24 protein-coding genes are annotated in these 25,902 nt (G+C 67.9%); 8 read left to right on the plus strand and 16 right to left on the minus strand.

Annotation, left to right across the window (positions count from 1 at the left end; genetic code table 11):
- Positions 1–10: 10 nt before the first annotated feature.
- The gene (locus IRT45_RS11015; protein ID WP_063001431.1) at positions 11–631 is read left to right on the plus strand and encodes a TetR/AcrR family transcriptional regulator; all 621 of its coding nucleotides are present in this window, start codon (positions 11–13) and stop codon (positions 629–631) included.
- Between the two features lie 23 nt (positions 632–654).
- Here IRT45_RS11015 and IRT45_RS11020 read toward each other — a convergent pair whose 3' ends face one another.
- Positions 655–990: a TfoX/Sxy family protein gene (locus tag IRT45_RS11020; RefSeq protein ID WP_194805762.1), complete on the minus strand. Its 336-nt coding sequence runs from the start codon at positions 988–990 to the stop codon at positions 655–657.
- 137 nt (positions 991–1,127) lie between these two features.
- Between IRT45_RS11020 and IRT45_RS11025 the strand changes: the two genes are divergently transcribed.
- From IRT45_RS11025 to IRT45_RS11035, 3 genes are all read left to right on the plus strand, one after another.
- On the plus strand, positions 1,128–2,828 hold the full coding sequence (locus tag IRT45_RS11025) for a metallophosphoesterase (RefSeq protein ID WP_194805763.1): 1,701 nt from the start codon (positions 1,128–1,130) through the stop codon (positions 2,826–2,828).
- 107 nt (positions 2,829–2,935) lie between these two features.
- Positions 2,936–3,823, plus strand: a complete 888-nt coding sequence (locus tag IRT45_RS11030) for a TIGR03619 family F420-dependent LLM class oxidoreductase (protein WP_194805764.1) — start codon at positions 2,936–2,938, stop codon at positions 3,821–3,823.
- 7 nt (positions 3,824–3,830) lie between these two features.
- Positions 3,831–4,247, plus strand: coding sequence for a nuclear transport factor 2 family protein (locus tag IRT45_RS11035; protein WP_194805765.1), 417 nt, complete (start codon positions 3,831–3,833; stop codon positions 4,245–4,247).
- Between the two features lie 12 nt (positions 4,248–4,259).
- On the opposite strand, the gene IRT45_RS11040 is transcribed toward IRT45_RS11035, so the two are convergent.
- The 3 genes from IRT45_RS11040 to IRT45_RS11050 form a co-directional block, all read right to left on the minus strand.
- Complete coding sequence (locus IRT45_RS11040; protein ID WP_194805766.1) at positions 4,260–5,243, minus strand: alpha/beta hydrolase family protein; 984 nt, start codon at positions 5,241–5,243, stop codon at positions 4,260–4,262.
- Positions 5,244–5,447: 204 nt separating this feature from the next.
- A complete protein-coding gene (locus IRT45_RS11045) occupies positions 5,448–5,894 on the minus strand; it encodes a VOC family protein (RefSeq protein WP_194805767.1) in 447 nt (148 codons plus the stop codon).
- A 105-nt stretch (positions 5,895–5,999) separates the two neighbouring features.
- Positions 6,000–6,830, minus strand: a complete 831-nt coding sequence (locus IRT45_RS11050) for a helix-turn-helix transcriptional regulator (RefSeq protein ID WP_194805768.1) — start codon at positions 6,828–6,830, stop codon at positions 6,000–6,002.
- Between the two features lie 118 nt (positions 6,831–6,948).
- Here IRT45_RS11050 and IRT45_RS11055 point away from each other — a divergent pair, with 118 nt between their 5' ends.
- Positions 6,949–8,013, plus strand: coding sequence for an aldo/keto reductase (locus IRT45_RS11055; protein WP_194805769.1), 1,065 nt, complete (start codon positions 6,949–6,951; stop codon positions 8,011–8,013).
- Between the two features lie 197 nt (positions 8,014–8,210).
- Here the strand turns inward: IRT45_RS11055 and IRT45_RS11060 are convergent, their stop codons facing one another.
- The 6 genes from IRT45_RS11060 to IRT45_RS11085 form a co-directional block, all read right to left on the minus strand.
- On the minus strand, positions 8,211–8,927 hold the full coding sequence (locus IRT45_RS11060; RefSeq protein ID WP_194805770.1) for a sirohydrochlorin chelatase: 717 nt from the start codon (positions 8,925–8,927) through the stop codon (positions 8,211–8,213).
- Complete coding sequence (locus tag IRT45_RS11065; RefSeq protein ID WP_309240893.1) at positions 8,924–10,150, minus strand: uroporphyrinogen-III synthase; 1,227 nt, start codon at positions 10,148–10,150, stop codon at positions 8,924–8,926. Before IRT45_RS11065 ends, IRT45_RS11060 begins: the two co-directional genes overlap by 4 nt.
- On the minus strand, positions 10,147–10,539 hold the full coding sequence (gene nirD, locus IRT45_RS11070; protein ID WP_036504441.1) for a nitrite reductase small subunit NirD: 393 nt from the start codon (positions 10,537–10,539) through the stop codon (positions 10,147–10,149). The genes IRT45_RS11065 and nirD overlap by 4 nt, the downstream gene beginning before the upstream one ends.
- Before the next feature lie 65 nt (positions 10,540–10,604).
- On the minus strand, positions 10,605–13,151 hold the full coding sequence (gene nirB, locus IRT45_RS11075; protein ID WP_194805771.1) for a nitrite reductase large subunit NirB: 2,547 nt from the start codon (positions 13,149–13,151) through the stop codon (positions 10,605–10,607).
- Positions 13,152–13,177: 26 nt separating this feature from the next.
- Positions 13,178–14,656 carry a NarK/NasA family nitrate transporter gene (locus tag IRT45_RS11080; protein ID WP_228534167.1) on the minus strand — a complete coding sequence of 493 codons (1,479 nt, stop codon included), beginning with the start codon at positions 14,654–14,656 and terminating at the stop codon, positions 13,178–13,180.
- A gap of 315 nt (positions 14,657–14,971) precedes the next feature.
- Entirely contained in the window at positions 14,972–16,219 is a 1,248-nt protein-coding gene (locus tag IRT45_RS11085; RefSeq protein WP_309240894.1) for an MFS transporter, read from the minus strand.
- Between the two features lie 65 nt (positions 16,220–16,284).
- Between IRT45_RS11085 and IRT45_RS11090 the strand changes: the two genes are divergently transcribed.
- Together IRT45_RS11090 and IRT45_RS11095 are read left to right on the plus strand one after the other, a co-directional pair.
- On the plus strand, positions 16,285–16,953 hold the full coding sequence (locus IRT45_RS11090; protein ID WP_194805773.1) for a FadR/GntR family transcriptional regulator: 669 nt from the start codon (positions 16,285–16,287) through the stop codon (positions 16,951–16,953).
- Positions 16,954–17,142: 189 nt separating this feature from the next.
- Positions 17,143–18,609 carry an MFS transporter gene (locus tag IRT45_RS11095; protein WP_194805774.1) on the plus strand — a complete coding sequence of 489 codons (1,467 nt, stop codon included), beginning with the start codon at positions 17,143–17,145 and terminating at the stop codon, positions 18,607–18,609.
- Positions 18,610–18,662: 53 nt separating this feature from the next.
- Here IRT45_RS11095 and IRT45_RS11100 read toward each other — a convergent pair whose 3' ends face one another.
- The 3 genes from IRT45_RS11100 to IRT45_RS11110 form a co-directional block, all read right to left on the minus strand.
- Positions 18,663–19,514, minus strand: coding sequence for a TIGR02569 family protein (locus IRT45_RS11100; RefSeq protein WP_039780215.1), 852 nt, complete (start codon positions 19,512–19,514; stop codon positions 18,663–18,665).
- A gap of 170 nt (positions 19,515–19,684) precedes the next feature.
- Positions 19,685–20,884 (minus strand): adenylyltransferase/sulfurtransferase MoeZ, encoded by a 1,200-nt coding sequence (gene moeZ, locus IRT45_RS11105; protein WP_194805775.1) that lies wholly within the window; start codon positions 20,882–20,884, stop codon positions 19,685–19,687.
- A gap of 221 nt (positions 20,885–21,105) precedes the next feature.
- The gene (locus IRT45_RS11110; protein WP_309240901.1) at positions 21,106–22,110 is read right to left on the minus strand and encodes a DUF3152 domain-containing protein; all 1,005 of its coding nucleotides are present in this window, start codon (positions 22,108–22,110) and stop codon (positions 21,106–21,108) included.
- A 402-nt stretch (positions 22,111–22,512) separates the two neighbouring features.
- Between IRT45_RS11110 and IRT45_RS11115 the strand changes: the two genes are divergently transcribed.
- A complete protein-coding gene (locus IRT45_RS11115) occupies positions 22,513–23,175 on the plus strand; it encodes a TetR/AcrR family transcriptional regulator (RefSeq protein ID WP_030515992.1) in 663 nt (220 codons plus the stop codon).
- Between the two features lie 103 nt (positions 23,176–23,278).
- On the opposite strand, the gene IRT45_RS11120 is transcribed toward IRT45_RS11115, so the two are convergent.
- From IRT45_RS11120 to IRT45_RS11130, 3 genes are all read right to left on the minus strand, one after another.
- Positions 23,279–23,506: a DUF3107 domain-containing protein gene (locus IRT45_RS11120; RefSeq protein WP_036504454.1), complete on the minus strand. Its 228-nt coding sequence runs from the start codon at positions 23,504–23,506 to the stop codon at positions 23,279–23,281.
- Between the two features lie 124 nt (positions 23,507–23,630).
- Positions 23,631–24,329, minus strand: a complete 699-nt coding sequence (locus tag IRT45_RS11125) for a ferritin-like fold-containing protein (RefSeq protein WP_194805777.1) — start codon at positions 24,327–24,329, stop codon at positions 23,631–23,633.
- A 129-nt stretch (positions 24,330–24,458) separates the two neighbouring features.
- Positions 24,459–25,508 carry an alpha/beta fold hydrolase gene (locus IRT45_RS11130; RefSeq protein ID WP_194805778.1) on the minus strand — a complete coding sequence of 350 codons (1,050 nt, stop codon included), beginning with the start codon at positions 25,506–25,508 and terminating at the stop codon, positions 24,459–24,461.
- Between the last annotated feature and the right edge of the window lie 394 nt (positions 25,509–25,902).

Genomic DNA, 25,902 nt, shown 5'->3' on the forward strand with positions numbered 1-25,902 from the left:
CATCAACGTCATGCCTTCGGAATCGACCGCCCGGCGCGGGTCGCTGCGCGATGAGCAGAAGCGCGCGACGCGGATGCGCATCGTCGAGGAGGCGCGGCAGTTGTTCGCGCGTGAGGGCTATCTGGGAGTGCGCGTCGACGACATCGCGGCCGCGGTCGGCTGCAGCCGGGCCACCTTCTACCTGCACTTCACCGGTAAGACCGAGGTGCTGCGGGCGATCGCCGAACAGGGCACACTCGCCAGCGTCCAGTTCTTCTACCGGGATCTGGACCGGGTCCTGGCCACCGGTTCCCGCGCGGAGTTCACCACGTGGATGCGCCGGGCCATCGAGTGGTTCTTCGACAACAAGGATCTGCTTCCCGCCTGGGACGAGGCGACCGCCCTGGAACCGGAATTCCGCGACCTCGCGCGGGAGGGCATCATGCAGCTCGCCGACGGGATGCCGGACTATCTGGCGCGCTGGCCCGAGGGCCGCCGCGACGAAGCGCGCCTGCGCATCGAACTACTCGTAGCGCAGCTGGAACGCTTCTTCACCCGATGGGCGATGCAGGGCACCATCGAGGTCACCGCGGCCGCCGCCGCCGAAGTCCTCACCGATATCTGGTTCCCCGCCCTGCAAGCGCCCGAATAACACAGCGGGACAACGTGTTCCGGTCATTTCGGCGGGAGCGTACGGGCGTATCCGAGCCCGCGATCCAGCCAGGTGTGCAGGACCTCGTCGTCGCCGAGGTATTCCGGCGCCACCCGCAACCAGTTCCGCATCTCCCGGCCGCCCATCACCATCGGCGCGACCGCGGAGCCGTCGATGAGCTCCTCGGCCTGCGCCGGATCGACCCGGACCAGCAGGCCGCCCTGGCCGCTGGCCGCCACCGCCATATTGCCGCCGACCAAGAAGGCCAGCCCGCCGAACATGCGCTTTTCGACCGTCTCGGTCACCGCCGGCCCGAGCAGGTCCCGGATCCGGTCCGCCAACTCTTCGTCATAGGCCATACGGCATTCTCACACCGGGCACCGACAGATCCGGACCGATCCCGCGGTGGCCGGTTCGAAGAATTCACCGAGAATTCGCGCCCTTGGGAACCCGCAGCGGTTGCTCCGGTGCGGTGGTTGGACCAGCATCCAACCTCATGCGGAATCGCTTGAATCCTGCCGGTGACGTCCCCGATACCGGAATCCCCGAGCAGCTGGCCGCCACCATGACGATGGCCGAACAGCACGAATGGCACCGGGGATATCTGCGGCGGCATGCGGTGTCGCGGCGGAACTTCCTGCGCGGTTCGGCCGCGGCCGCCGCGGTGGCCGCCGTCGGCACCTCACCGTTCGCGGGGCGGGCCTATGCCGATCAGGCGCAGCTCGCGGTGGGCGGCCGCCACGTCGGCTTCGGCCCGGACGCCGCCAGCCAGCTGCGCTTCGCCGCGCAGCTGTCGCGTAATCCCGGTGGCGCCAAGGTCTTTCTCGATCACGGACCGACCCCGGCGCTCGGCGCGAGTGTCGAGGCGGAGGTGCGCGATCTGGTGACCCAGATCCCCACCAGCGACAGCGGCGTACTCGCCGCCGAACAGTTCTATGTGCACGCGCCGGTCGACGGCCTGCCCGGACGGCTGCCGCATTTCTACCGCTGGCGCACCTCCGACGGATTCGTCGGCGACATCCGCGCCGCGTCGACCGCGATGCCGAGCGTGCGCAATGCGGTGCTGCCCTTCCGGTTCACCATGATGGGCGATCAGGGCACCGACGACACACCCGCCCAGCCGGCGGGCATCGCCCCCGGCGACTACGACGACAAGTACTACAAACCCGACAACGACCCGGCCGTCCCGCACGCGGACAACGTGATGCGCCAGATCGTGGCCTGCAAGCCGGATTTCCATGTGCTGGCGGGCGATATCGCCTACGCCGACCCCTCGGGTGCGGGGAAGAAGCCGCGCTACGTCGCCGCCGGCGACAAACTGCCCGACGGATTCGACAAGTTCAATCCGTATGTGTGGGACGTGTACTTCGGCGCCATCGAAGCCAGCGCGTCGACCACGCCGTGGATGTTCGCCACCGGCAACCATGACATGGAGGCCGCCTACGACACCCACGGGTACGGCGGACACCTCGCCCGCCTGGACCTTCCGGCCAACGGGCCCGCGGGCTGCCCGTCTGCGTACTCGTTCACCTACGGCAATGTGGCGGTGCTGTCACTGGACGCCAACGACGTCTCCTACGAGATCAAGGCCAACACCGGCTATTCGGGCGGCGCCCAGACCAGTTGGGTGGAGCGGACTCTCGCGGAGTACCGCGCGAATCCGGATATCGACTTCATCGTCTGCTTCTTTCACCACTGCGCGTACTCGACCACCGATTCCCATGCCAGCGACGGCGGTCTGCGTGATGCGTGGTGCGCGCTGTTCGACCGCTATCAGGTCGATCTGGTGCTGCAGGGGCACAACCACATCTTCGAGCGCACCGACCCGATCCGCGGCGGACGCCCGACCAAGGCGGCGGGCGACAATTCGATCGTCTACCCGGATGCGGACGGCACCGTCTACTACACGGTGGGCGGCGGCGGCCGTCCCCGCTACGGCTTCCAGCCCGGCTCCCCGGAGTCCTACCGCGGGCACGAGGTGCCCGACACCGCGGTGCCCAACAGCTATGTGTGGACACCGGCCGGCACCAAACAGGACGAGGCCGCACCTTGGTCGCGGGTTCGGTTCCGCAACTACTCCTTCATCCGGGTCGATGTGCGACCCGGATTCTTCGCCAGCGAGATGGATGTGGTGGCCGTGGACGAGTACGGCCGCGAATTCGACAAGGTGACCTATCGCCGGCAGGTGGGCCGCTGACCCGCGGTACGGGCCGGGTCAACCCGTCGGCCCACTGAGTCGTCCCGCCGAGCCGCTGAGCGGGCCGCCGGCCCACCACACCGCGACCGGCGGCCACCATGGCGGTCATGCGTTTCCATTTCGCCGAGGCGGGCGGTGACCCCGTGCATTGGGTGGACCTCGCGCGGGCCGCGGAGCGGGCCGGTTTCACCGGCATCTGCCTGGCGGACAGCCTGGCCTATCCGCGCGACGGTGACCCGCGCTACCCCTACACCGCTGACGGGCAACGAGAGTTCCTGCGCGGCAAGCCCTTTGCCGAGCCGATGATCGCCGCCACCGCGATCACCACGGCCACGACCACACTGCGGGTCACACCGTTCGTGCTGAAATTGCCGGTGCGCCCGCCCGTCCTGGTGGCCAAACAGGCCGCGACGCTGGCGGTGCTGAGCGGCAACCGGCTCTCCCTGGGCGTCGGAATCAGCCCGTGGCCACAGGATTTCACCATGATGGGCGTCCCGTTCGAGCGGCGCGGCGCACGGCTGGACGAAGGTATCGACATCGTGCGCGGCCTGTGCGGGGGCGGTGAATTCGCCCATCGCGGACAGATCTACGACCTGCCCGCCGTGGAGATCACTCCGGTCCCCACCACACCGATTCCGATCCTCGTCGGCGGGCACAGCGAGCCCGCGCTGCGGCGTGCGGTCCGGCGCGGCGACGGGTGGATGCACGCGGGCGGCGACCTCGGCGAACTGTCCGCACTCCTGGGTCGGCTGGCCGAATTACGTTCGGAATACGCCGCTTCCGGGTCGGCGCGAACCTCCGAATTCCAGATCCACGTGGTGGCGCGCGACCCCTTCGACACCGCGGGCATCGCGGATCTGGCCGCCTCGGGTGTCACCGATGTGATCGTCGGGTTCCGCAGCGTCTACGACGCCACGCCGGATACCCGCGACCTCGCCGAGAAGATCGAGGCGATCACCCGCTACGGCGACACCGTCATCGCCGCGCACCGATAGGAGAATGATGGCCGACCATCCGGCTCGCGCGGCGGGACTGGCATCCCAGCACGCCGTCCGCACCAAGGACCGCGCCACCTGGCTGAATCTGTTCGCCCCGGACGCGGTGGTGGAGGATCCCGTCGGCCGATCGCCGTACGACCCCGCCGGCAACGGCCACCGCGGCCGGGACGCGATCGCCGCGTTCTGGGACACCGCCATCGCCGACAGCGATATCGCCTTCCGGATGCGCGACTCCTACGCCTGCGGCGCCGAGGTCGCCTTCGTCGGCACCATCACCAGCGTCCGCAGGGAGATCACCGTCGAGGTCGACGGGGTGTTCACCTATCGGGTGGACGCCGACGGCCGCATCGCCGCCCTGCGCGCGTATTGGGAACTCGACCGGGCCCGCCGCACGACGTCCGAGCCGGGTACGGCCGGCTGATCGGAATCCGGCCTACACTCCCAGCGCCGGGGCGAAGACCGACCACGAGTCGTGCAGATCGTCCTGCCAGTACACCCACGCGTGAGTGCCGTTGCGGTGCACGACAGTCGCCGGAATGCCCAGGGCGGCAAGGCGACCGGTGAGCTGTCCGGTGCAGGAGTCGACGACGCTCTCCATCACGCCGCCGATCGCGACCCGGTTGGCCAGCGCGCCCGCGTTGCCGCCGATCGAGGGATCGGCGAGGGTGTCGTGCGCGCCGGGCACCCCGTTACCCGAGGAGATGTAGAGGGCGGTTCCGCGCAGCCGATCGGCGTTCACCACCGGATCGTGAGCGGCCCAGTCCGGATCACCCGGTCCTCCCCACATATTCCCGGCATTCGCCCCGAAGACGCCGAGCTGCGAATACACGTACGCCTGCGGAATCGGGCCGTTGGTCAGCGGACAACCGCTGTAGGCGCCGACCGCCTGGTACAGGCCCGGCGCCCCGATCGCCAGATCCAGTGACGAGGTCGCCGACATCGAGGTGCCCGCGACGGCATTGCGGCCCGTCATCTGGAACCGCGAGTTGAGCAGCGGCGGCAACTCCTGGGTCAAAAACGTCGTCCACTCGTTGCGGCCCAGCACCGGATCGTCGGACTTCCAGTCGGTGTAGTAACTGGCCCGCCCGCCCATCGGGACGATCACGTTCACCGGTTTGTCGGCGAAGAATTGCGCGACGTCGGTGCGGGTGGTCCACGGCCCGCCGTCCTCACCGCCGTCGACGGCGTTGAGCAGATACAGGGCCGGCGCCGCGAAATCCGGATGCGACATCCATACGGTGATCTGCTTGTTCATCGCCGCGGAATAGACCACCACCGAATATTGGCGACCGCCCAGCGGATGGACGTCGACGATGGCGGGCCCGCCGGGATCTGCCGAGGCTACCGCGGGCACAATCGCGGCAATCGAGGCGAAGGCGGCGAACAGGACAGCAAAACAGCGCGGAAGCCGGTGCATACGCGGAGTATTCCACCCTGTCGCGGTCCCCGCAGTACTCTCGGGAGGCGTGTCCACCGGGAAGCCGGGCCCGCAGGCGGCGGCTGCGGCGAGCCCGGCACCGGCGGCCCGCATCCTCCGGGCTATCCGTCTGCGCAGCTGCCACGGCCCTGCCACCACGACGTCACCACCGGAACGTCCGGTGGTGACGTCCACGGACGTGGCTCAGTGCGCGGCGATGGCGGCGCGGATCGCGGCGATATCGATCTTCGACATGGTCTGCAGCGCGGCGCCGGCCGCGGCCGCGTGCTCGCCGCCCATCAACGCCGGCAGCTCGGCCGGCACGACCTGCCAGGACAGGCCGTAGCGATCGGTCAGCCAGCCGCACGGCCCCGGCTTGCCACCCGCGGTCAGCGCCGCCCACAGCCGGTCCACCTCGTCCTGCCCATCGACCACCAGCTGAACGGAGGCGGCATCGGTGAACGGATGGCCGGGTCCGCCGTTCATCAACGTGAGCGCGTGTCCGGCCAGATCGACCTGCACGACGAAGGCCGAGCCGTCGGGATTACGAGTGATGCCCGTGATGCGGGCGCCGGGTATGTGCTCGGTGTAGAACCGGGCGGCGTCCTCGGCGGCACTGTCGAACCAGAGGAAGGTGCTGATGTCGGTCATGATCGCTCCTGGGGTGTGTTTCCGACTCGCTGTCACCCCTTGGTCGAGGCCGATCTCGCATATTCGACACAGTTCGCGAATTTTCTCGGGATTTTTTCGCCGGACCTATTCGGCGGCGAGACGATCCAGTGCCGCCCGGCTCGCGTCGTCGGCGGCGCGGTAGATGATCAGCCGCTGATCGGGGTCCTGCAGCGGCATCAGCGCTTCGTAGGCGACGGTGACCGCACCCACCCGCGGATGATGCATCGTCTTGTGCCCGCGGCCTTGCACGCGCACATCTCTGCGCTCCCACAGTTCGGCGAATTCGGCACTGCCCGTGCGGAATTCGTCGATCAGTTCGGTCAGGACCCGGTCGTCGGGATGGGCGGCCCAGGCGGCGCGCAGGCCGGCGATCCCCTCCCGCACGGTCCGTTCGCGGTCGGCGTAGAAGTTGCCCATCCCCGGATAGAGCAGGCACAGCCACATGGAGTTGCGATGCCTGGGCGGCAGCGTGTCGAAATCCAGCAGCAGGCGCGACATCTCGCGATTCCAGGCCAGGATGTCGTAGCGGTGGTTGAGCACCATCGCCGGTATCGGCGCCAGATCCGCGACCAGCCGGGCCAGCTCCGGTGAGGCCGTGGTCGCCGGTTTGCCGTCGTCCGGGGGCCGCTGCCGGGCCAGATCGAACAGATAGATGCGTTCATCCGGCGCGAGGCGCAGGGCCCGTGCGAGCGCGTCGAGCACCTCCGGCGAGGGCCGCAATCCACGCCCCTGTTCGAGTCGCACGATGTAGTCGGTGCTCACGCCGGCCAGCTCGGCGACCTCCTCACGGCGCAGTCCGGGGGTGCGGCGGGACCGGCGGCGCAGCGGCAAACCGAAATCACCCGGATCCAGTCGTTCGCGCCGGGTGCGCAGAAAGGCCCCCAGTTCCTGTGTCACTTCCACGGTGGCGGTCATCGCTGTCGATCCTACGACGAGGCTGGTACCGGCGATCCCAGGAAAAACCTTCCCTTACCGCGTGCGTCCCGGCCGCGCAGACTTGCCGTCGAGAATCGAATCCACACAGGAGGAAGATATGGCGCTCACTCTCGACACCTATCGGCTGCTCGGCCGGTCCGGACTGCGGGTCTCACCGCTCGCACTGGGCACCATGACCTTCGGCACCGACTGGGGCTGGGGCGCCGAACGGGACGAGGCGCGCAAACTGTTCGACGACTACGTCTCGCGCGGTGGCAATTTCATCGACACCGCCAGCGTCTACACCAACGGCAGTTCCGAGCGGCTGCTCGGCGAATTCACCCGCGACAATCGCGAAAGCCTGGTGCTGGCAACGAAGTACACGATGTTGCGGCGGCCCGGTGACCCGAATTCCGGCGGCAACAACCGCAAGTCGATGTTCGCTTCGGTGGAGGCCAGCCTGCGCAACCTGAACACCGATTACATCGATCTGCTGTATCTGCACGCCTGGGACTTCACCACGCCGGTCGAGGAGGTGCTGCGCGGCATGGACGATCTGGTCCGGCAGGGCAAGGTGCTCTACGTCGCCATCTCCGACACCCCGGCCTGGCAGGTGGCGCGCATGCAGACCATCGCCGACCTGCGCGGTTGGTCCCCGCTGGTGGCGCTGCAGGTGGAATACAGCCTGATCGAACGCACCGTGGAACACGACCTGTTCCCGATGGCGCGGGAACTCGGGCTCGGCGTGATTCCGTGGTCGCCGCTCGGCAGCGGCGTGCTGACCGGCAAATACACCACCGCCGATCTGGACGCCTCGGCCGCGGGATCGCCGGAGGGCAGTCGTAAGAACGTCGCGCTGGCCAACGGTTCGCTGACCGAACGGGGCCTCGCGATCGCCGAGGTGGTGAAGGAGGTCGCGGCGGAACTGGACCGGACACCGGCCCAGACCGCACTCGCGTGGACGCTGCGGAATCCGGCGGTGACCGCTCCCATCATCGGCGCCCGCACCCCGGCTCAGCTCGCCGACAACCTGGGCGCCCTGGATGTGGAATTCGATGCGGCGCAATTGGATCGGCTGGACGCGGCCAGTGCCGTCGAACCCGGATTCCCGCACAATATGCTCGCTCGCGAGCTGACCGATACGGTGATCAACGGGGACCTGACGGTCGTCCCGCGATCCTGAACGACTCGGACGACGCGCCCCTGCGACCGGTCACCACACCGGTCGCTCGGACGCCTCGTCGAGTACGCGGCGGAACTCACCGGTCTACGCCGACAGCAGCTTCTTCACCCTCGGCAGCGACGGCATCACCGCAGATCGCGGCACCGGGCGTATGCGAACCCGCATGGCTGCTGCGGACCCCTCGAGCTTCGGACGAATCAGGCTGCGGTGGTCAGGAATTCGGCTGCCGCACTGCGATAGCGGTCGGCCAGCAGGCGCACCACCGCCGTATGCACGCCGAGCGGTTCGGCGACTCCGTCTGCGCCCGACTCGTGCAGGCGCTGGTGGAACAGCCCTCGCGCCAGCAGGTAGGAGCCGACGAACACCCGCTCGGCACCGGATTCGCGCAGGGCCGCAACGACATCCGGCACCCGCGGCTCGCCGGTGGCGATATATGCCGTGCGGACCGTGACCCCCAGCTCCTCCGCCAGCATGGCGGTCGCCCGCCGGACATCGTGGCGCGCACGGGCGTCGGAGGATCCGGCCGCCGCGAAGACCACCGCGTCGCCGGGACGCATCCCGGCCTCGTGCAACCGCATCCGCATCACCCGGGCCAGCATCGGGTCCGGGCCCATCGCGGGAGTCACCACCACATCCGAATGCCCACTGTCGCGGACTTCGCGCGGGACATCCTGGTAGACGTGGTAACCGGAGGCCAGGAAGGCCGGAACCACCACGGCCGGAACACCGTTCAGCTCGCGCAGCACCTCGGCGGGCGTCGGGCCGAGCACGTCGACGAAGGCGGTTCGTACCGGCGCTTCCGCGCCGGTACGTCCCATCTCCGCACGTACCGCATCGGCCAATGCGGCAATCATCCGCACACCTTCGGCACTCCGGGTGCCGTGCGCCACCAGCACCAGCGCGGGGGCGCTCACCAGACCCCTGCCATGGGCGCGGGTCGCTGTGGCCGCAGCGACGGGGCGTACCCGCCCGGCGGGCGGGTGTTGTTGTCCACGCATTCGGCGGGGTCGAGAGCGAGCCGATAGCCGCGCTTGACCACCGTCTGAATCGCCTTCGGTGTACCGAGACCCGCACGCAGCCGGGCGATTCCGGTCTCCACGGCATGGGTGTCGTCACCACCGCCGGGCAGCGCCGCGAGCAGATCCTCCCGGGACACCACCCGGCCGGGCTGACGGGCCAGCGCCCGCATCAACGCCATCGGCGCGGGAGCGAGCTGACGCACCGAACCGTCCACCACGACACAGCCGCCGCGGACGCTCAATTCGTGCCCGGCGGCGTGAATCCGGTTGGCGCGGCGGGGAAGTTCCTCGGCGACGTGGCGGGCCAGCGCCCCGAGTCGCGCGCGGCCCGGCATGGACGTCGGCACCCCGAGTTCCTCCAGCGGCGCGGCGGTGATCGGGCCGACGCACGCCGGCAGCACCCGGGAACGCATCGCCTGCAGGACGCCCTCGAGCAGCCCGGTTTCCTTCGCCCGCATCAACATCGAGGCCACCGCGGGTGCGCTGGTGAACGTGACACAGTCCAGCGCGGAGGTGACCACGCCCTCGATCAGGCGGTCCATCGGCACACGATCGTCCGGTGGCACCCAGCGGTACACCGGCACCGGCACGACATCGGCGCCGGCGCAGCGCAACACCTCGCAGAAGTCGGGTACCGGCTCCCATTCGGTGGTCGCACCGTGCAATTGCACCGCGATGCGCACACCTTCGACACCCGCCGCCAGCAGGTGATCGAGCACCTCGGCGGACGATTCGGAGGCCGGCGACCATTCCTCGCGTAGTTCGGCGGCCCGGATAGCGCCCTTGGCCTTGGGGCCACGGGCCAGCATACGCGTGGCAGCCAACGTGTCCCGGAGGTTTTCGGCCAAGCCCCACCCCTCGGCCGCTTCCATCCAGCCGCGGAAGCCGATGCCGGTGGTGGCGACGGCGATCTGCGGCGGATCGGCGACCAACTGCCGCGTCACCCGCTCCAGCTCGGTGTCATCGGACAGGGGGATGATGCGAATCGCCGGGGCGGAAACGATATTCGCGCCTCGGCGACTCAACAGCGTGGCCAGTTCGTCGGCCCGGCGGGCGGCTGTCACACCGATGGTGAAGCCGTCCAAAGGTTTCAATTCGGTGGGTCGCGCTTCGTTCACGGCGTACCGCCGTATTGGACCGGTTCGTTGGTCACCGCGACGACCCCGTCGACGACGCGCACGCCGTAGACGGGCAGTGCGACCGAGTCGTCGTCCAGGCAGCGGCCGTCCAGCAGCGAGAACGACTGCTTCAGCAGCGGCGAGGCGACGACCGGCACACCGGCGCGGTCGCCGACGATGCCGCGCGACATGACCGCCGCCCGCCCGAACGGATCGATATTGCCGACGGCGTAGAGCGTGCCGTCGGGCAGCAGGAAGAGCGCGGCCTGCCGTCCGCCCCTGAGCAGTACCGCCACGCCGCGGCCGGGAATCAGATAATCGAGCCGGCAGGCCGAGGTCCAGCCGGTGGTGGTTGCCGGTGCGAAGCCGGGTGTGTCGATAACGGTCATCGGTAATCTCCTCCGAACGCCTTACCTAATAAGTACCGGCGTCCTGTTTCCGCACGATTACGTGGCTATTTCCCGGGCGTGGCAATCGCGGTCGGCACATCGGGCAGGCCGAGCAGAACCGGCGTCTTGCGCTCCCCGCTCTCGTCGAAGGCGATCGTCGGATCGGCCTCCTCCGGCGCGTTGACGAAGGTGACGAAGCGCGAAAGCTTCGCGGGATCCTCCAGCACCGCGGCCCATTCGTCCTTGTAGCCGGCGACGTGGCGGGCCATGCTCTCCTCCAGATCGGCGGCGATGCCGAGGGAGTCCTCGCAGACGACCTGCTTGAGGTGCTCGATACCACCCTCGAGCGCTTCCTGCCACGGCGCGGTGCGCTGCAGCCGGTCGGCGGTGCGGATGTAGAACATCAGGTAGCGGTCGATGTAGCGGATCAACGTCTCGTCGTCGAGGTCACCGGCCAGCAGCACCGCATGCTTCGGGCTGAGGCCGCCGTTGCCGCCGACATAGAGGTTCCAGCCGTTCTCGGTGGCGATGACGCCGACGTCCTTACCGCGCGCCTCGGCGCATTCGCGGGCACAGCCCGAGACACCGATCTTCAGCTTGTGCGGCGAGCGCAGGCCGCGGTAGCGCTTCTCCAGCAGCACCGCCATGCCGACCGAATCCTGCTGGCCGTAGCGGCACCAGGTGGAGCCCACGCAGCTCTTCACGGTGCGCAGCGATTTGCCGTAGGCGTGACCGGATTCCATCCCCTTGTCGACAAGTCGCTGCCAGATCAGCGGCAACTGCTCGACCCGCGCGCCGAACAGGTCGATGCGCTGACCGCCGGTGACCTTCACATAGAGGCCGAAATCCTTGGCGATCTGACCGATTTCGATCAGCTGTTCGGGCGTCACCTCGCCGCCCGGCATTCGCGGCACCACCGAATAGGTGCCGTTCTTCTGCAGATTGGCCAGGAAGTGATCGTTGGTGTCCTGCAGTGCGGACTGCTCACCGTCGAGGATGTGGTCGCTCGAGGTCGAGGCGAGGATGGAGGCGACGGTCGGCTTGCAGATATCGCAACCGAGTCCGGTGCCGTGTTTGGCGATCAGTTCCGTGAAGGTGCGAATTCCGGTGACCTGCACGATCTCGAACAATTCGGACCGGGACTGGGTGAAGTGCTCGCACAGCGCCTTCGACATCTCCACGCCGGACTGCTCGAGCAGCTTCTTGATCATGGGAACACAACCGCCGCACGAGGTTCCGGCGGAGGTGCAGCTCTTGACGCCGGCGATATCGCAGGCGCCCTCCGCGATGGCACCGCAGATCGCACCCTTGCTCACGTTGTTGCAGGAGCAGATCTGCGCCTCGTCGGGCAGGGCGTCCGCACCCAGTTCGGCGCCCGCGGGCGAGATCAGCGCGGCCGGTTCGGCGGGCAGTTCGCTGCCGACCAGCGGGCGCAGCGCAGCGTACTGCGAGGCGTCGCCGACCAGGATGCCGCCCAGCAGCGTCTTCGCGTCGTCGGAGATCACCAGCTTGGCGTAGGTGCCCTTGGCGGCGTCGTGCAGGACTACCGACAGCGCGCCCTCGGTGGTGGCATGGGCGTCGCCGAAGCTGGCCACGTCCACACCGAGCAGTTTCAGCTTGGTCGACAGGTCGGCGCCCGGGAATTCGCCGGCGCCGCCGACCAGCCGGTCCGCGACGATCTCGGCGGTGGTGTAGCCGGGGGCGACCAGGCCGTAGCAGGTGCCCTCCACGGCCGCGACCTCACCGACGGCGTAGATGTGCGGATCGGAGGTGACCATGCCGAGGTCGGTGAGCGCACCACCGCGCGGCCCGATCTCGAGTCCGGCGTCGCGGGCGATCTGATCGCGCGGGCGTACACCGGCGGAGAACACCACCAGCGAGGCATCGATCACCGACTCGTCGGACAGCGAAACCCGCAGACCCGCACCGTCTTCGGCGGGCTCGATGGCCGAGGTGCCGACACCGGTGTGCACGTGCAGGCCCAGATCGGTGACCAGCTTCTCCAGGATCGCGCCGCCACCCTCGTCGACCTGTACCGGCATCAGCCGCGGCGCGAACTCGACGACATGCGGCGTCATTCCCAGGAGCCGCAGGGCATTCGCCGCTTCCAGACCGAGGAGTCCACCGCCGACGACCACACCGACCGCACCGGGACCCGCCTTCTGCGCGGCGGCCCGGATGCCGTCGAGGTCCTCGAGGGTGCGGTAGACGAAGCATTCCGGACGGTCGTGGCCCGGCACCGGCGGCACGAAGGCATACGATCCGGTCGCGAGAACCAGTGCGTCGTAACCGATCACGTCGCCGGAGGAGGTGGTCACCTTGCGGGCGGCGCGGTCGATCTCGTCGGCGCGCACGCCGAGGCGCAGATCCACCAGCGCGTCACCGGCGTACTCGTTACCGGGCAGGGCGAGCGCGCTCTTGTCCCAGGCGCCGACGTAGGACGACAGGCCGACGCGGTCGTAGGCGGCCTGGTCCTCTTCGCTCAGCACGACGACCTGCCATTGCCCGGCCTCGTCGCGGGAGCGCAGCGCCTCCACGAACCGGTGCCCGACCATGCCGTGGCCGACGACCACCACGGTCTTGCGCTGCGTGGGTTCGACTGTCGTGTTCATGACTGTCCTCCGATGCTTTCCGATGGTCAGGCGCGAGCCGAGGTGGTGGACTGGGTGGAATCGGATTCGGGCGACCGTTCGGCCTCGAGCACCAGGGCTTCCGCCTGGGCGACGACACCGGATTCGGTACGCGCCGAACGCATTCCGGGCCGCCGCAGGAAGACCGACCAGACGACGATCGCGCAGACGACGTAGAAGCCGAGGAACACCCAGAACGCGGTGGTCGCGGAATTGGTGGAGGCGTAGGAGGAGCGCAGCACCAGGTTGATGGCCACACCACCCAGGGCGCCGATCGCACCGACGAAGCCGATCAGCGCGCCCGAGGTGTTACGCGACCAGGCGGCCTGCTCCCCGGCGCTCACTGGAAGGCTCTTGGACTTCGCGTCGAAGACCGACGGGATGATCTTGGTGACGGACCCGTTGCCGATTCCCGAGAGCACGAACAGCGCGATGAATCCGCAGACCAGGGCGACCATGGTCGCACCCGAGGCCACGCCGCCGTTGTGGTCGGCGGCCACACTGGCCACCGCGACCACGACCGCCGCCACCATCATTCCGGCGAACCCGGCCAGCGTGACCCGGCTGCCGCCGAAGCGGTCGGCCATCTTGCCGCCGTAAGGGCGGGCCAGCGAACCCAGCAGCGGGCCGATGAAGGCGATCTGCGCGGCGTGCAGACTCGCCTGGGCGGCCGAATCACCGCCGGCCTTGAAGCCGATCTGCAGAATCTGGCCGAAGGCGAAGCTGAAGCCGATGAACGAGCCGAACGTACCGATGTAGAGGAAGGCGATCGCCCAGGACTGCGGAACCTTCAGCGACTCCAGCATGTAGGACAGATCGGCCTTCTGGTTGCGCAGATTGTCCATGTAGAGCGCGGCGCCGAGACCGGCGACCGCGATGAACGCCAGATACACCAGGCAGACGACCGATGCGTAGGAGTTGCCGAGCGTGGCGATCACCAGCAGGCCGATCAGCTGGATCACCGGGACGCCGATATTGCCGCCGCCGGCGTTCATGCCCAGCGCCCAGCCCTTGAGCCGCTGTGGGTAGAAGGCGTTGATATTGGTCATCGAGGAGGCGAAGTTGCCGCCGCCCAGGCCCGCGAACGCCGCCACCACCATGAACGTGGTGTAGGAGGTGCCCGGCTGGTTGATGAAGTACAGCGTCAGCAGCGTCGGGATCAGCAGCATCAGGGCGCTTAAGATCGTCCAGTTGCGACCGCCGAAGCGCGCGGTGGCGACGGTGTAGGGGATGCGCAGGATGCCGCCGACCAGGGTCGGCATGGCGACCAGGAAGAACTTCCCGGCGGCGTCGATGCCGAACTTGTCGGTCGGCATGAACAGCACCATCACCGACCAGATCGACCACACCGAGAATCCGACATGTTCGGCGACGACCGACCAGATCAGATTGCGACGGGCGATCTTCTTGCCGCCGGCCTCCCAGGCCGCGACATCCTCGGCATCCCATTGCTCGATGTCGTGGTTACGCGTCAGCGTGCTCAACAGGGCCTCCTGAAATCCGGTTGGCCCCAAGGTAGAAAACGGGTATTGCCGCGATGCTGCGCCACATGACGCACAAATCAACGGTTGCTCACGAATTCGGCGATTTCCCGGTGAGAACCGGGACTTTGTTTCGCCCATATGACACAACGGTTTCCGTGCGTCACAAAGTGCCGACGCTCACACGAGGAGCCGGTGAGATCGATGGCGGCGAGTGGTCCGGGCCACATTGCGCGGCCGTCGGCTCACATCATGGCCACAAGCTCACCGCGGCGCAACCCGAGCGGTGAAACAGCCCAGCGGTCGCGCCGCGGAAGCCGGTCAGTGCCAGGTGTCCTCGAGCATGCGCGGCTTGCACGCCTGCCAGGCGCCGGCCACCAGCACCAGGACGGCAACCGCCAGCAGGGCGAAGGGCGCGCCCCAGCCGCCGGCCACGCTGTGCAGCACACCGAACAGCAGGGGGCCGACGCAGGCGACGGTGTAACCGACGCCCTGCGTGAAGCCCGACAGTGCCGCCGAACCGGCCTGGGTGCGGGTACGCAGATTGATCAGCGTGAGCGCCATCGGGAAGGTGCTCGGCCCGAGACCCAGCAGCAGTACCCACAGCCACGGTGCGCTCATCGGGGCGATCAGCAGGCCGGCGAACGCCGCGAAAAACGCTATTGCGCAGGCGATCACGACGGGGAACGGATTGCGGATGCGGGCGGTGAACGACGGTGCGGTCAACGCGGCCGCCAAGCCCATGAAGGAGAAGAAGGCGACCATCGTGCCGCCGAAGCTCGCGTCGGCGCCCGCGTCGGCGAAGAGTTTGGGCAGCCAGGTGAACATCGAGTAGGTGACCAGCGAGGTCATGCCGAACATGGCGGCCATCCCCCACGCCAGCGGCGACCGCCGGATATTGCCGGCGCGCGCGGGCTGTTCGCCCGGCACCTCGGACACCGCGGTGGTGTCGGCGCGGTCGTGACCGCGCCGCCCCCGCAGCACACCCAGCCACGGCACCGCGGCCGCGAATCCGAGCAGCGCCCACAGCCCGAGCGAGACCCGCCAGCCGGCCGCGTCGGCGACCGGGACGGCGATCAGCGCCGGCACCACGGTGCCGATCTGCACCATCGTGATGTACACCGAGCTCAGCACCGCCAGTCGATCCGCGAAATACCGCTTGACCAGCGGCGGAATCACGACATTGCCGATGCCCATACCGGCCAGCGCCAGCGCGGACAGGCTCAGCAGCTCCCAGGTGTCGGGCACCAGCGCCCGGGTGAGCTGCCCGGCCCCGGCCATGCACATGGCGACCAGTGCCGTCCGTTCCAGGCCCAGCCGCCGCACGAAGATCGGGGTGATCAGCCCGGCCAGCGCGAACATGGCGGTCGGGATCATGCCGAAGACACCGACGATGGCGGTGGAATAGCCGATATCGAGGCCGATCCGCTCGGCGAGCGGAGTAAAGGCGGTGACCGCCACCCGCAGGGTGAGCGCCGAGACGACGATCGCGACGAGGACGAGGATCCGGCCCTCGGCCAGACCGCGGCGCCGGATGTCGGTGGTCGACTGCAGATTGGTAACCGTCACCGCGAAATCATAGGATGATTGGATGAAAGCGGGCAACAAATGTGAGGAGGGGTACTCTATTGGCCGTGCAACCAGTCCGGCGCACCAGCCTCATCGCTCAGGTCACCGAACAGCTGCGCGCTGAAATCCGTTCGGGGCGTTGGCCGATCGGCTCCCGCATCCCGACCGAACCGGAACTCACCGAATTGACCGGCACCGGCCGCAATACCGTGCGCGAAGCGGTGCAGGCGCTCGTGCACGCCGGCATGCTCGAACGCCGGCAGGGTTCGGGCACCTACGTCATCGCCGCCTCCGATCTCGGCGGCACCCTCACCAAATACTTCGCCGACGCCGTCGAACGCGATGTGCTCGAACTGCGCCAAGCCCTCGACGTGCAGGCCGCCCGGCTGGCCGCGCTGCGTCGCGACGACAACGACGTGCAGACCCTGCTGCGACTGCTCGACCGGCGCAGCCAGGTCTGGGATACCGACAGCACCGCCGCGATCGACGCCGACGTGGCGCTGCACCGCGCCATCGTCGCCGCCAGCCACAACACCGTCTACCTCGAGTTCTACGATTCGCTGCTGCCCGTGATCGAGGACGTGATTCGTTCTCGCACAACCAAATACGGCAACCAGTATCACGACGAACACGCCGAGCTGGTCCACGCCGTGATCGACGGCGACTCCGACCGCGCCGCGCGCGCCGCCAACTGCTTCCTCGGCTCGCTCATCGCCGAATACCCCGAACGGTGAAGGTTTCCGCCGACAGGTAAACGATTCGTCACCGTGGTGCCGGAAGCGGGGTGAGCGAGTGTTGCTGCGAACGTCACGGAGCGTGAATCGGACGTAATTTCGCGTTCCTACCGTGGATACGACCGCCGGACCCCGACCTCCGGGTCCCCGAGATGAGGGCGGTCGCATCCCTTCGAGAGGAACGCGCCGATGACTACCACCGACGCCGCGATATCGGCCACCGCCGCTCCCGACTTCCACCATCAGGCCCGCGGCCGCTGGCTCGAGCACTGGGAGCCGGACAACGAAACCTTCTGGGAGAACGGCGGAAAGCGCACCGCCCGTAAGAATCTCGCCTTCTCGGTCTTCTCCGAAAACCTGGGATTCAGTATCTGGGTGCTGTGGGCCAGCGTGGTCACCGCCATGGGCTCGGCGGGCTTTCATTATCTGAGCGGCCCGGACGCCGTGGCCAATTCACTGCTGCTCACCTCCACTCCCACCCTCGTCGGCGCCGCATTGCGCGTGCCCTACACCTTCGCCATTCCGAAATTCGGCGGCCGCGCGTTCACCGTCTTCAGCGCGGGCATGTTGCTGCTGCCGACCCTGGGGCTGGCCTATTTCGTCAATCAGCCCGGCACGCCGTTCTGGGTGTTCATGTTGCTGGCCGCGCTCGCCGGCGTGGGCGGCGGCAATTTCTCTTCGTCGATGGCGAATATCAATTTCTTCTTTCCCGAGGGTAAGAAGGGCGCCGCACTGGGAATCAACGCGGCGGGCGGCAATATGGGGGTCGCGCAGACTCAGCTGCTGGTGCCGCTGATCATCACCCTCGGCACCCATCTCATGGCGAAGGATCCCGCCGGTTACCGGTTCGGCATCACCCTCGCGGTGCTGGTGTGGATTCCGTTCATCCTCGTCGCCATGTTCGGTGCGCTGCGGTACATGGACTCGATCACCGGCGCGAAATCCGACGGCAGTTCCTATCGGCTGGCACTGACCAACCGGCACACCTGGATCATGGCGGTGCTCTACATCGGCACCTTCGGATCGTTCATCGGCTTCTCGTTCGCCTTCCCCACCCTGCTCAAATCCACGTTCCCGGAGCTGGCGAAGATCGGCTGGATGTCCACGATCGGCAACCTCGCCTTCCTCGGCGCCTTCGTCGGATCGCTGAGCCGGCCCTTCGGCGGGTGGATCGCCGACCGATTCACCGGCGCCCGGATCACCGTCTACGTCTTCGCCGGTATGGCCGGGGCCACCGCGCTGATCGTGGCCGCGCTCTCGATGAAGAACTTTCCGCTGTACCTGATCTCGTTCCTGCTGCTGTTCGTGCTGTCGGGCATCGGCAACGGTTCCACCTACCGGATGATCCCCTCGATCTTCGGCGCCGAGGCCAAGCGCCGCGCCGCCGAGTACGGCCAGGACCCGGCGACCGCTCTGGCCGCGGCCAAACGGCAGGCGGGTGCCGCGATCGGGGTCGTCGGCGCGGTGGGCGCGGCCGGCGGGTGGGTGCTGCAGCAGGCGCTGCGGGAATCCAATATCCACTTCGGCGGGATGGCACCGGCCTTCTGGGCCTACGCCGTCGCCTTCCTGGTGATGGGCGGACTCACCTGGTGGTTCTATCTGCGCTCGTCGTTCGCCGTCGAGCGGGTGCCGTCACTGGCCCACGCGGGCGTCTGAGGGCTGGACTCACGACAATGCGGGCTCGCCGGTCGATTCGATCGGCGGGCCCGCTACAGCATCAACCGAATCATGTCGGCGGTGTGCGCCAGGCCGGGAAACGCCTCCGGTGTCGAACGCGGATGCAGCGCGTGCACCGCGAGCCGGAACATGACCGCGCGCAACAACATCTGCGGCCACTCCGGCAGATCCGACCACCGCTCGAGCAGGCCCGGATCCGCACCGCCCCAGGACAGCGCGTCCACCACGATCACCCCGGCCGCCCAGGACGCGGGCCGCCAGTACGGGGTGATGTCGGTCAGCCCCGGAGCCTGGCCGTTCGTGAACAGCACCGTGCCGAACAGATCACCGTGCACGAGCTGCGACGGTATCTGCACCGGTTTCCGCAGCGTCGCCAGTTGCGCCAGCATATCGATGCTGTGGCGGCCGTCGGGCGTGGTCACCGGCAGCATGCCACCGGCTTTCAGGCTGCGCAGCGGCACCGTCTCCCAGGCGGCCCGGTCCGCGGCGACGAAGACATCGACATCGACCCACGGCGCGATCGGCTGCTGGGCCAGGAAGCGCGGGCGCTCCAGCCGGGCGGTGGCGTAGTGCAAGCGCAACGACACCGACACCACCTCGTCGTGGCGCGGTTCCGGAGTGCCGTCCATATAGGTATCGGCACGCCAGCCGGACACCACGTAGCGACCGTCGGTGGCGCGCACCGGCCGCGCCAGCCGCACCCCGTCCACCCGCAGCGTTTCCCGAACCTTCGCCGACCACGCCGCCCGGGCGTGATCGGCCACCGGGCTGAGCACCACCTCTCCGCACCGCCACCCACCGTCCCAGTCGCCCAGCGCGACCGGGGACACTTCGCGCAGCCCGAAAGTGGCCCGCACATGCTCCGGAGGTTCGACAGATGTCACGGCCGTACCGTAACCCCGCCGGCCCGCCTCCCCGCGTATTCAGGCCATACAAGTCGCGAGCCGCATGCGTCGGTCACAGGTCCTGCGTCGGAAAGCTATCCGGTTCGGGCGTGCCCGACGAGTTACCCATGTAGTCGCGAAATCAGTCGTCTCTGCGCGGAGACCTTCTCTCAGTAAACCGGCAGGCTCGGGTCTACTTGGTTGGCCCAGGCGACGATTCCGCCTTGGAGGTGTGTCGCGTCCGAGAATCCGGCGCGCTTGAGGGCCGCCAGTGCCTCCGCGGAGCGGATGCCGGTCTTGCAGTGCAGGACGATCGGGGTGTTCTGCGGGAGTTCGGCGAGGGCCTCGCCGGACAGGATGCGGTCCTTGGGGATCAGGGTCGCGCCGTCGATGCGGACGATGTCCCATTCCACCGGTTCGCGGACGTCGATGATGGCGACGTCCTTGCCCGCGTCGAGCATGTCCTTGAGTTCGCGGGCGGTCACCGTGGAACCGACCGCGGCCGCCTGGCCCTCCTCGGAGACCACACCGCAGAACGCCTCGTAGTCGATGAGCTCGGTGATGGGCTGACGCTCCGGATCGCGCCGCAGCTTGATCGTGCGGTAGTTCATATCCAGTGCGTCGTAGACCATCAGCCGGCCGAGCAGGGTCTCCCCGATGCCGGTGATCAGCTTGATGGCCTCGGTGACCATGATCGAACCGATCGACGCGCACAGCACACCCAGCACACCGCCCTCGGCGCAGGACGGGACCATGCCCGGCGGCGGCGCCTCGGGGTACAGATCGCGGTAGTTGATGCCGCGCTTCTCACCGTTCGGACCGTCGGGGGCGTCCTCCCAGAACACCGACACCTGGCCCTCGAACCGATAGATCGACCCCCACACATAGGGCTTGCCGGCCAGCACGGCGGCGTCGTTGACCAGATAGCGGGTGGCGAAGTTGTCGGTGCCGTCGACGATCAGGTCGTACTGCGTGAACAGGTCGACCGCGTTCTCCGGCTCCAGCCGGATCTTGTGCAGCACCACCTCGACGCCGGAATTGATCTCCAGAATCGAATCGCGCGCACTGTCGGCCTTGCTGCGGCCGATATCGGATTCACCGTGAATGATCTGCCGCTGCAGATTCGACGCGTCCACCTCGTCGAACTCCACGATGCCGAGCGTGCCGACACCGGCGGCGGCCAGATACAGCAGCGCCGGCGAGCCGAGACCACCGGCACCGATCACCAGCACCTTGGCATTCTTCAGACGTTTCTGCCCGTCCATCCCGACATCGGGAATGATCAGATGCCGGCTGTAGCGGGCGACCTCATCCCTGGTCAGCTCCGCGGCCGGTTCGACCAGTGGCGGCAGGGACTGTGGTGATGACACGTCGCAGACTCCTCGAATCGAATTCGCCGATAGGGCTGATGGGTGCAACGCGGCGAATCGGGCCGTTCTTCCCAGTGCCGCCTCTCCGCAACTTTAACGTGCCGCCTACTGCCGCGAGACTTGCGTGTCGGGCCGGCGGTTGGCTGCCCACTCGGGGTAGCCCGTCCCCGGTGAGTTACCCATGTACTCCCGAGATCAGCTGTGGCGTTGACATGCCGTCGTCATCCGCGGGGATACGGCCAGGGGTTGAAGCGGCACTTCTTGCCGTCCATCGGCACCACGCCCTGCGGGTCCAGAGTCGCGATGTCGTTGTTACGGGTGCCGAAGGTCTGCTGCATCATGACCGGCGCCAAACCGCCGTCGATCTCGCACGGCTGGTGTTCGTGGTAGCCGATGGCGTGGCCGACCTCGTGATTGATCTGGTACTGGCGATAGGAGCCGATATCGCCCTCGAAGGCGGTGGCGCCGCGCACCCAGCGCACCTCCGAGAGCACCACTCGGCCGAGATCGGAGTTGTAGCAGGAGGAATCGATCGGAATCTCGAAACCACAGGCCGATTTGGTGGTCTGCCGGGAGGTCAGCGACACCCGGAAATCCGGTTCGCCGGTGTCGATGCGGCGGAAACCGAAACGCGGGTCGTGGGTCCAGCTCTTGGGATTGGCCAGGGTCGCCTCCACCATCTTGGCGACCGAATCGTCCCCGCCGAGCGAGGTGGTGTCGACACCGTTCTCGACCTCGACGGTGTAGCTGAACTGATGCTCCTGACCGGCCCCGACCTGCGCCGACGTTCCGGGAACGATATGCCAGGTGCCCGCCGCGGTCTCGGTGAACGCACCGCCCGCGGGGAGTGCGCCGGAGGGCGGATCGCCGGCGAATTTACCGTCGCCCTTCGGCGGGGCGCCGATGATGCCGGCCTTGCTGGTGTGCTGGCTGAGCCGGCCCAGGGCGGGAGTGGAACCGCCGGAGGTGTCGGTACCCCCCTTGACGGCGTCCACGACGACCAGCATGGTGATGATCACCAGGACCGGCAGTGCGTAGGCTCGCCATCCGTAGGTGGAGACGAACCGGCCCAGCGCGCTCTGCTTCTTCGTATCCCGTTCCGGCCGTGGCCGATTCGCCGCATCGTGGGCACCGGTCGGATCCCATTTCGCGCGCAGCGGCTGATGGGAACGATCGCCGTGGCCATTGCCGGAATAGAGGCCGAGCGGATCGTAGAATTCGGGGATTTCCGTAGGTTGCTGCCGGTCACGCCGGCCGGCGCCGACCGGTTCCGCGCGCGCGGCCAGCACGCCTGCGGGGCGAGGCGAATCGGGCCCGCCGGTCGGTCTGCCCCCTTGATCGCTCACCCGAACAGATTCTCACAGGCCGTTCTGTGGCATCTACATACCTGCCGTTGACCGGCCGGGGTTGCGAGAAATCTCACGACTGTGCGAGATTTCTCACGGCGGCCAGTTACTGACAAATTGCCAATAGGTGTGGAAGGTTATTCGAATACCACAACGGCAGGAACGGGATCGGCTTCCCAGCCAGTGCACCCGACCCGCAGCGGGCTGCATCACGAACGAGTATCGTTCGTTGAATACCGTGCACATCCACGTTCCCGCTGGGAATCGACTGGGAGAACCGAAATGACTGACCTCGTGGACCGGATGACGTCCTCGCGACTGTCGTCCGAGGCCATGGCACCGAGCAAGCGCGGAACCCGCCTACCCCGGGAGGCCCGCCGTGCCCAGCTGCTCGCCGCGGCCAGCGAGGTTTTCGTGCTCCGCGGCTACCACGCCGCCGGCATGGACGAGATCTCGCAATGCGCCGGCGTCTCCAAACCCGTTCTGTACCAGCACTTTTCGAGTAAGCTCGAACTGTATCTGGCGGTCCTGCAGAACTATATCGATGCCCTGGTGTCGAGCGTCCGCCAGGCGCTGCGGTCGACCACCGACAACCGGCAGCGCGTCCGTGCCGCCGTCGCGGCGTACTTCGACTTCGTCGATCACGAAACCCAGGGTTTCCGACTGGTTTTCGAGTCCGACCTGACCAGCGAGCCGCAGGTGCAGCGGCGCGTCGAACAGGCCACCGAGGCCTGTGTGGACGCCGTCTTCGACCTCGTCGCCCACGATTCCGGACTGGACCCCTACCGCGCCCGCATCCTGGCCGTGGGACTCGTGGGCGCCAGCCAGATCACCGCGCGCTACTGGCTCGAAGCGGACCGGCCGATCCCGAAGGAAGAGGCCGTCGACACCACCGTTCAGCTCTGCTGGGGTGGCCTGTCCCGCGTGCCGCTCTCCCAGCGATAAGAAGGCACAGGCACTGAGCCGACGACAAGGCCCGGATCTGCTATCGCGGATCCGGGCCTTTCGAGTTCGATACAGCGGCGACGAGTTCTTCGCCGCAGGAGGATCACACCGCGGCGAAACCCACGCGGCCGCTGGTGGAGGTGCCGATTTCGACGTAGGCCACCTTCGAAGCCTGGATCAGGTACTTGCGACCCTTCTCGTCCTCGAGGGTCAGCACACCACCCGAACCGCTCAGCGCGCCGGATACCAGCGCCTCGACCTCCTCGGGGGTCTGCGAGCTGGCGATCACCAGTTCCCGCGGGCTATCCGAAATGCCGATCTTGACCTCCACGGCCAACCTCCTAGAGTCCAGATGGTGTCGCTGCCCAGGCTAGTGCAGCGAGGGGGCCGGCGACGATGCGCCTGCCTGTGCTGTCAGCGAACAGCCGCCGGTCCCGGCGGCCGTCGCGGGCGGCTCATCCCAGGCTCAGTACCCGCATCCGCTCGGCATGCGAGTTCTGCATCCGCTCGAACAGCGCCGCCACCCCGTTGAGGTCGCCGGTCGCGGTGAGGACCAGTTCGGTCAGCTCGTCGCGCTGAGCCATGACGTACTGCGCCTGGGTGATGGCCTCACCGAGCAGCCGGCGGCCCCACAGCGTGAGCCGGTCGCGCTCGGAGCGGCTGACGGTGACCGCCCGGCGCACCTCCTCGATGACGAATTCCGAATGGTGGGTTTCGGCCAGCACGTCGCGGACGACCGCGGCCACGTCCGGCGCGAGCGCATCGGCGAGCACCGCGTAGAAGTCGGCGGCGATACCGTCGCCGACGTAGAACTTGACCATCGACTCGAGCCAGTTCGAGGGATCGGTCGAGGCGTGATAGTCGTCCAGGGCCCGCACGAACGGCGCCATCGCGTCGAAGACGTCGACGCCGCGGCCCTGTAGCGCGCGCTCGAGCGTGTCGAAATGCTCCATCTCGGCGGCGGCCATCTTCGCCACCGCGACCTTGCCCCGCAGCGTGGGCGATAATTTCGCCTCTTCCGCCAAGCGGTAGAACGCGGAGATCTCACCGTAGGCGAGCACCGCGAACAGGTCGGTGACACCGAGATGGCCGGCGGGGATTCGATGATCGGATTCGGTCGAAACACCCAGCGCGCCAGATGTGTTTGCACCCATGAAGACCACCCTAACGGGTCGGTGCCCGGAGGGGGCGGCGGCGCGACGCCGAAAAGAGTTCCCCTTCCGGCCGCGCGTCACACCGGCATGTCCGAGCCGACGAGTAGCTGCTTTCCCTCCACGGCCGGTTCATGCCTGGTCGCCCAGAAATTTCTCCAGGTAGCTCCAGGTGGTGTCGCGGGCGATCAGGATGCCCAGATGACTGCCGGGCGAGGTCTCGTAGCGCACCTCGCGGGCGCCGGTCAGCGTCCGCTGCCCGTGCGCCACCGCCGCCGCGGGGGTGATGACGTCGTCGGTCCCGCCCACGAGCAGGACCGGCGCGGTGATCTCCGCCAGCGCGATCGGCCGGTCGCCGACGTGCACCACGCCCTTGCCGATGTCGTTGGCCAGCATGAACCGACTCCACAGCTGGTTGTAGAAGCGGCCCGGGTAGCCGGGCAGCTGCGACTGGAACCGGTCGATGGTCTCCATCCGGGCCAGCGTCGCCGCATCGGTCAGATTGCTCGCCAGGAACATCGGCCGGCGCAATTCCCGATCCCAGGCCGCGGCCCGGTAGGCGATGCGGGTCAGCGGCGCCGGGACCCCGCCGGCCGCGCGGATCAGCGTCGAGACGGCGCGACCGCCGTCGATCCGGGCCAGCGCGCGGACCTGCGGCACACCGTTGACGCGGTTGTAGTCCAGCGGTGCGCCGACGGCGGTGACCGAGCGGATCGGCAGGGCGGCGTCGGCCGCGGCGGTGAGCAGCGACAGCACGCCGCCGAGCGACCAGCCGACCAGATCGACCGAAGCTCCGTCGCGATCGGCCGAGACGCGCCGCACCGCCTCGGGCAGGATGTCGTCGACCCAGTCCTCGAATCCCATGCGGCGGTCGGCGAAGCCGATCTCGCCGTAGTCGACGAGGTAGGGGCGGCGGCCGATCTCGAGCAGGAAGCGGGCCATACTCTGGTCCGGGCGCAGATCGAAGCACACCGCCGGGGCCGCCAGCGGCGGAACCATCAGCACTGCCGTGTCGTCGGCGGGCGGCGGTCCGGCGGGATCGCCGTCGAAGCGGCGCAGCAGCCGATGCGGTTCGTCCCAGAGCACCGTCGAGGGAGTGGGGACGGGCGCTTCGATGCCGTCGCCGAAGGTCAGCGCCCATGCGTTGCGGGCCGCGACGCCCACGGTCTCTGCCAAGCTCACAGCGACCAATTTATCGTGTGACACACCGTCTCACATATGTGGGCTGGACCACGCCGCGCCGGACCGCTCGCGGAAACCCGGCGGACCGAAGCAGACATATCGACCGCCCGACATCCGTCCGCATACTGCGCGAAATCACCGTGCCGGTCGACCGCGCAATTTCGCGGGTCACGATGAATTACCGTGTGCCGCATACGGACCGGACACCGAGCGGCGGCAGACGATAGCGGGAGCGAGGCGAAGAAAGCTATCACGCTACAATCTCTATGGGCAACGGAAATTTTCGCTCGCACCGCCATATCCCGGCCGGCTGATCGAGACCGGTGGTCGAGGCAGTGCGACAAGGGGTAACCGGGGCCCACCGAAAATGTGCGCGCACCAGATCCGCGACCCC

Origin of the sequence: Nocardia sp. BSTN01, from assembly GCF_015354405.1 — a bacterium.
GTDB lineage: Bacteria > Actinomycetota > Actinomycetes > Mycobacteriales > Mycobacteriaceae > Nocardia.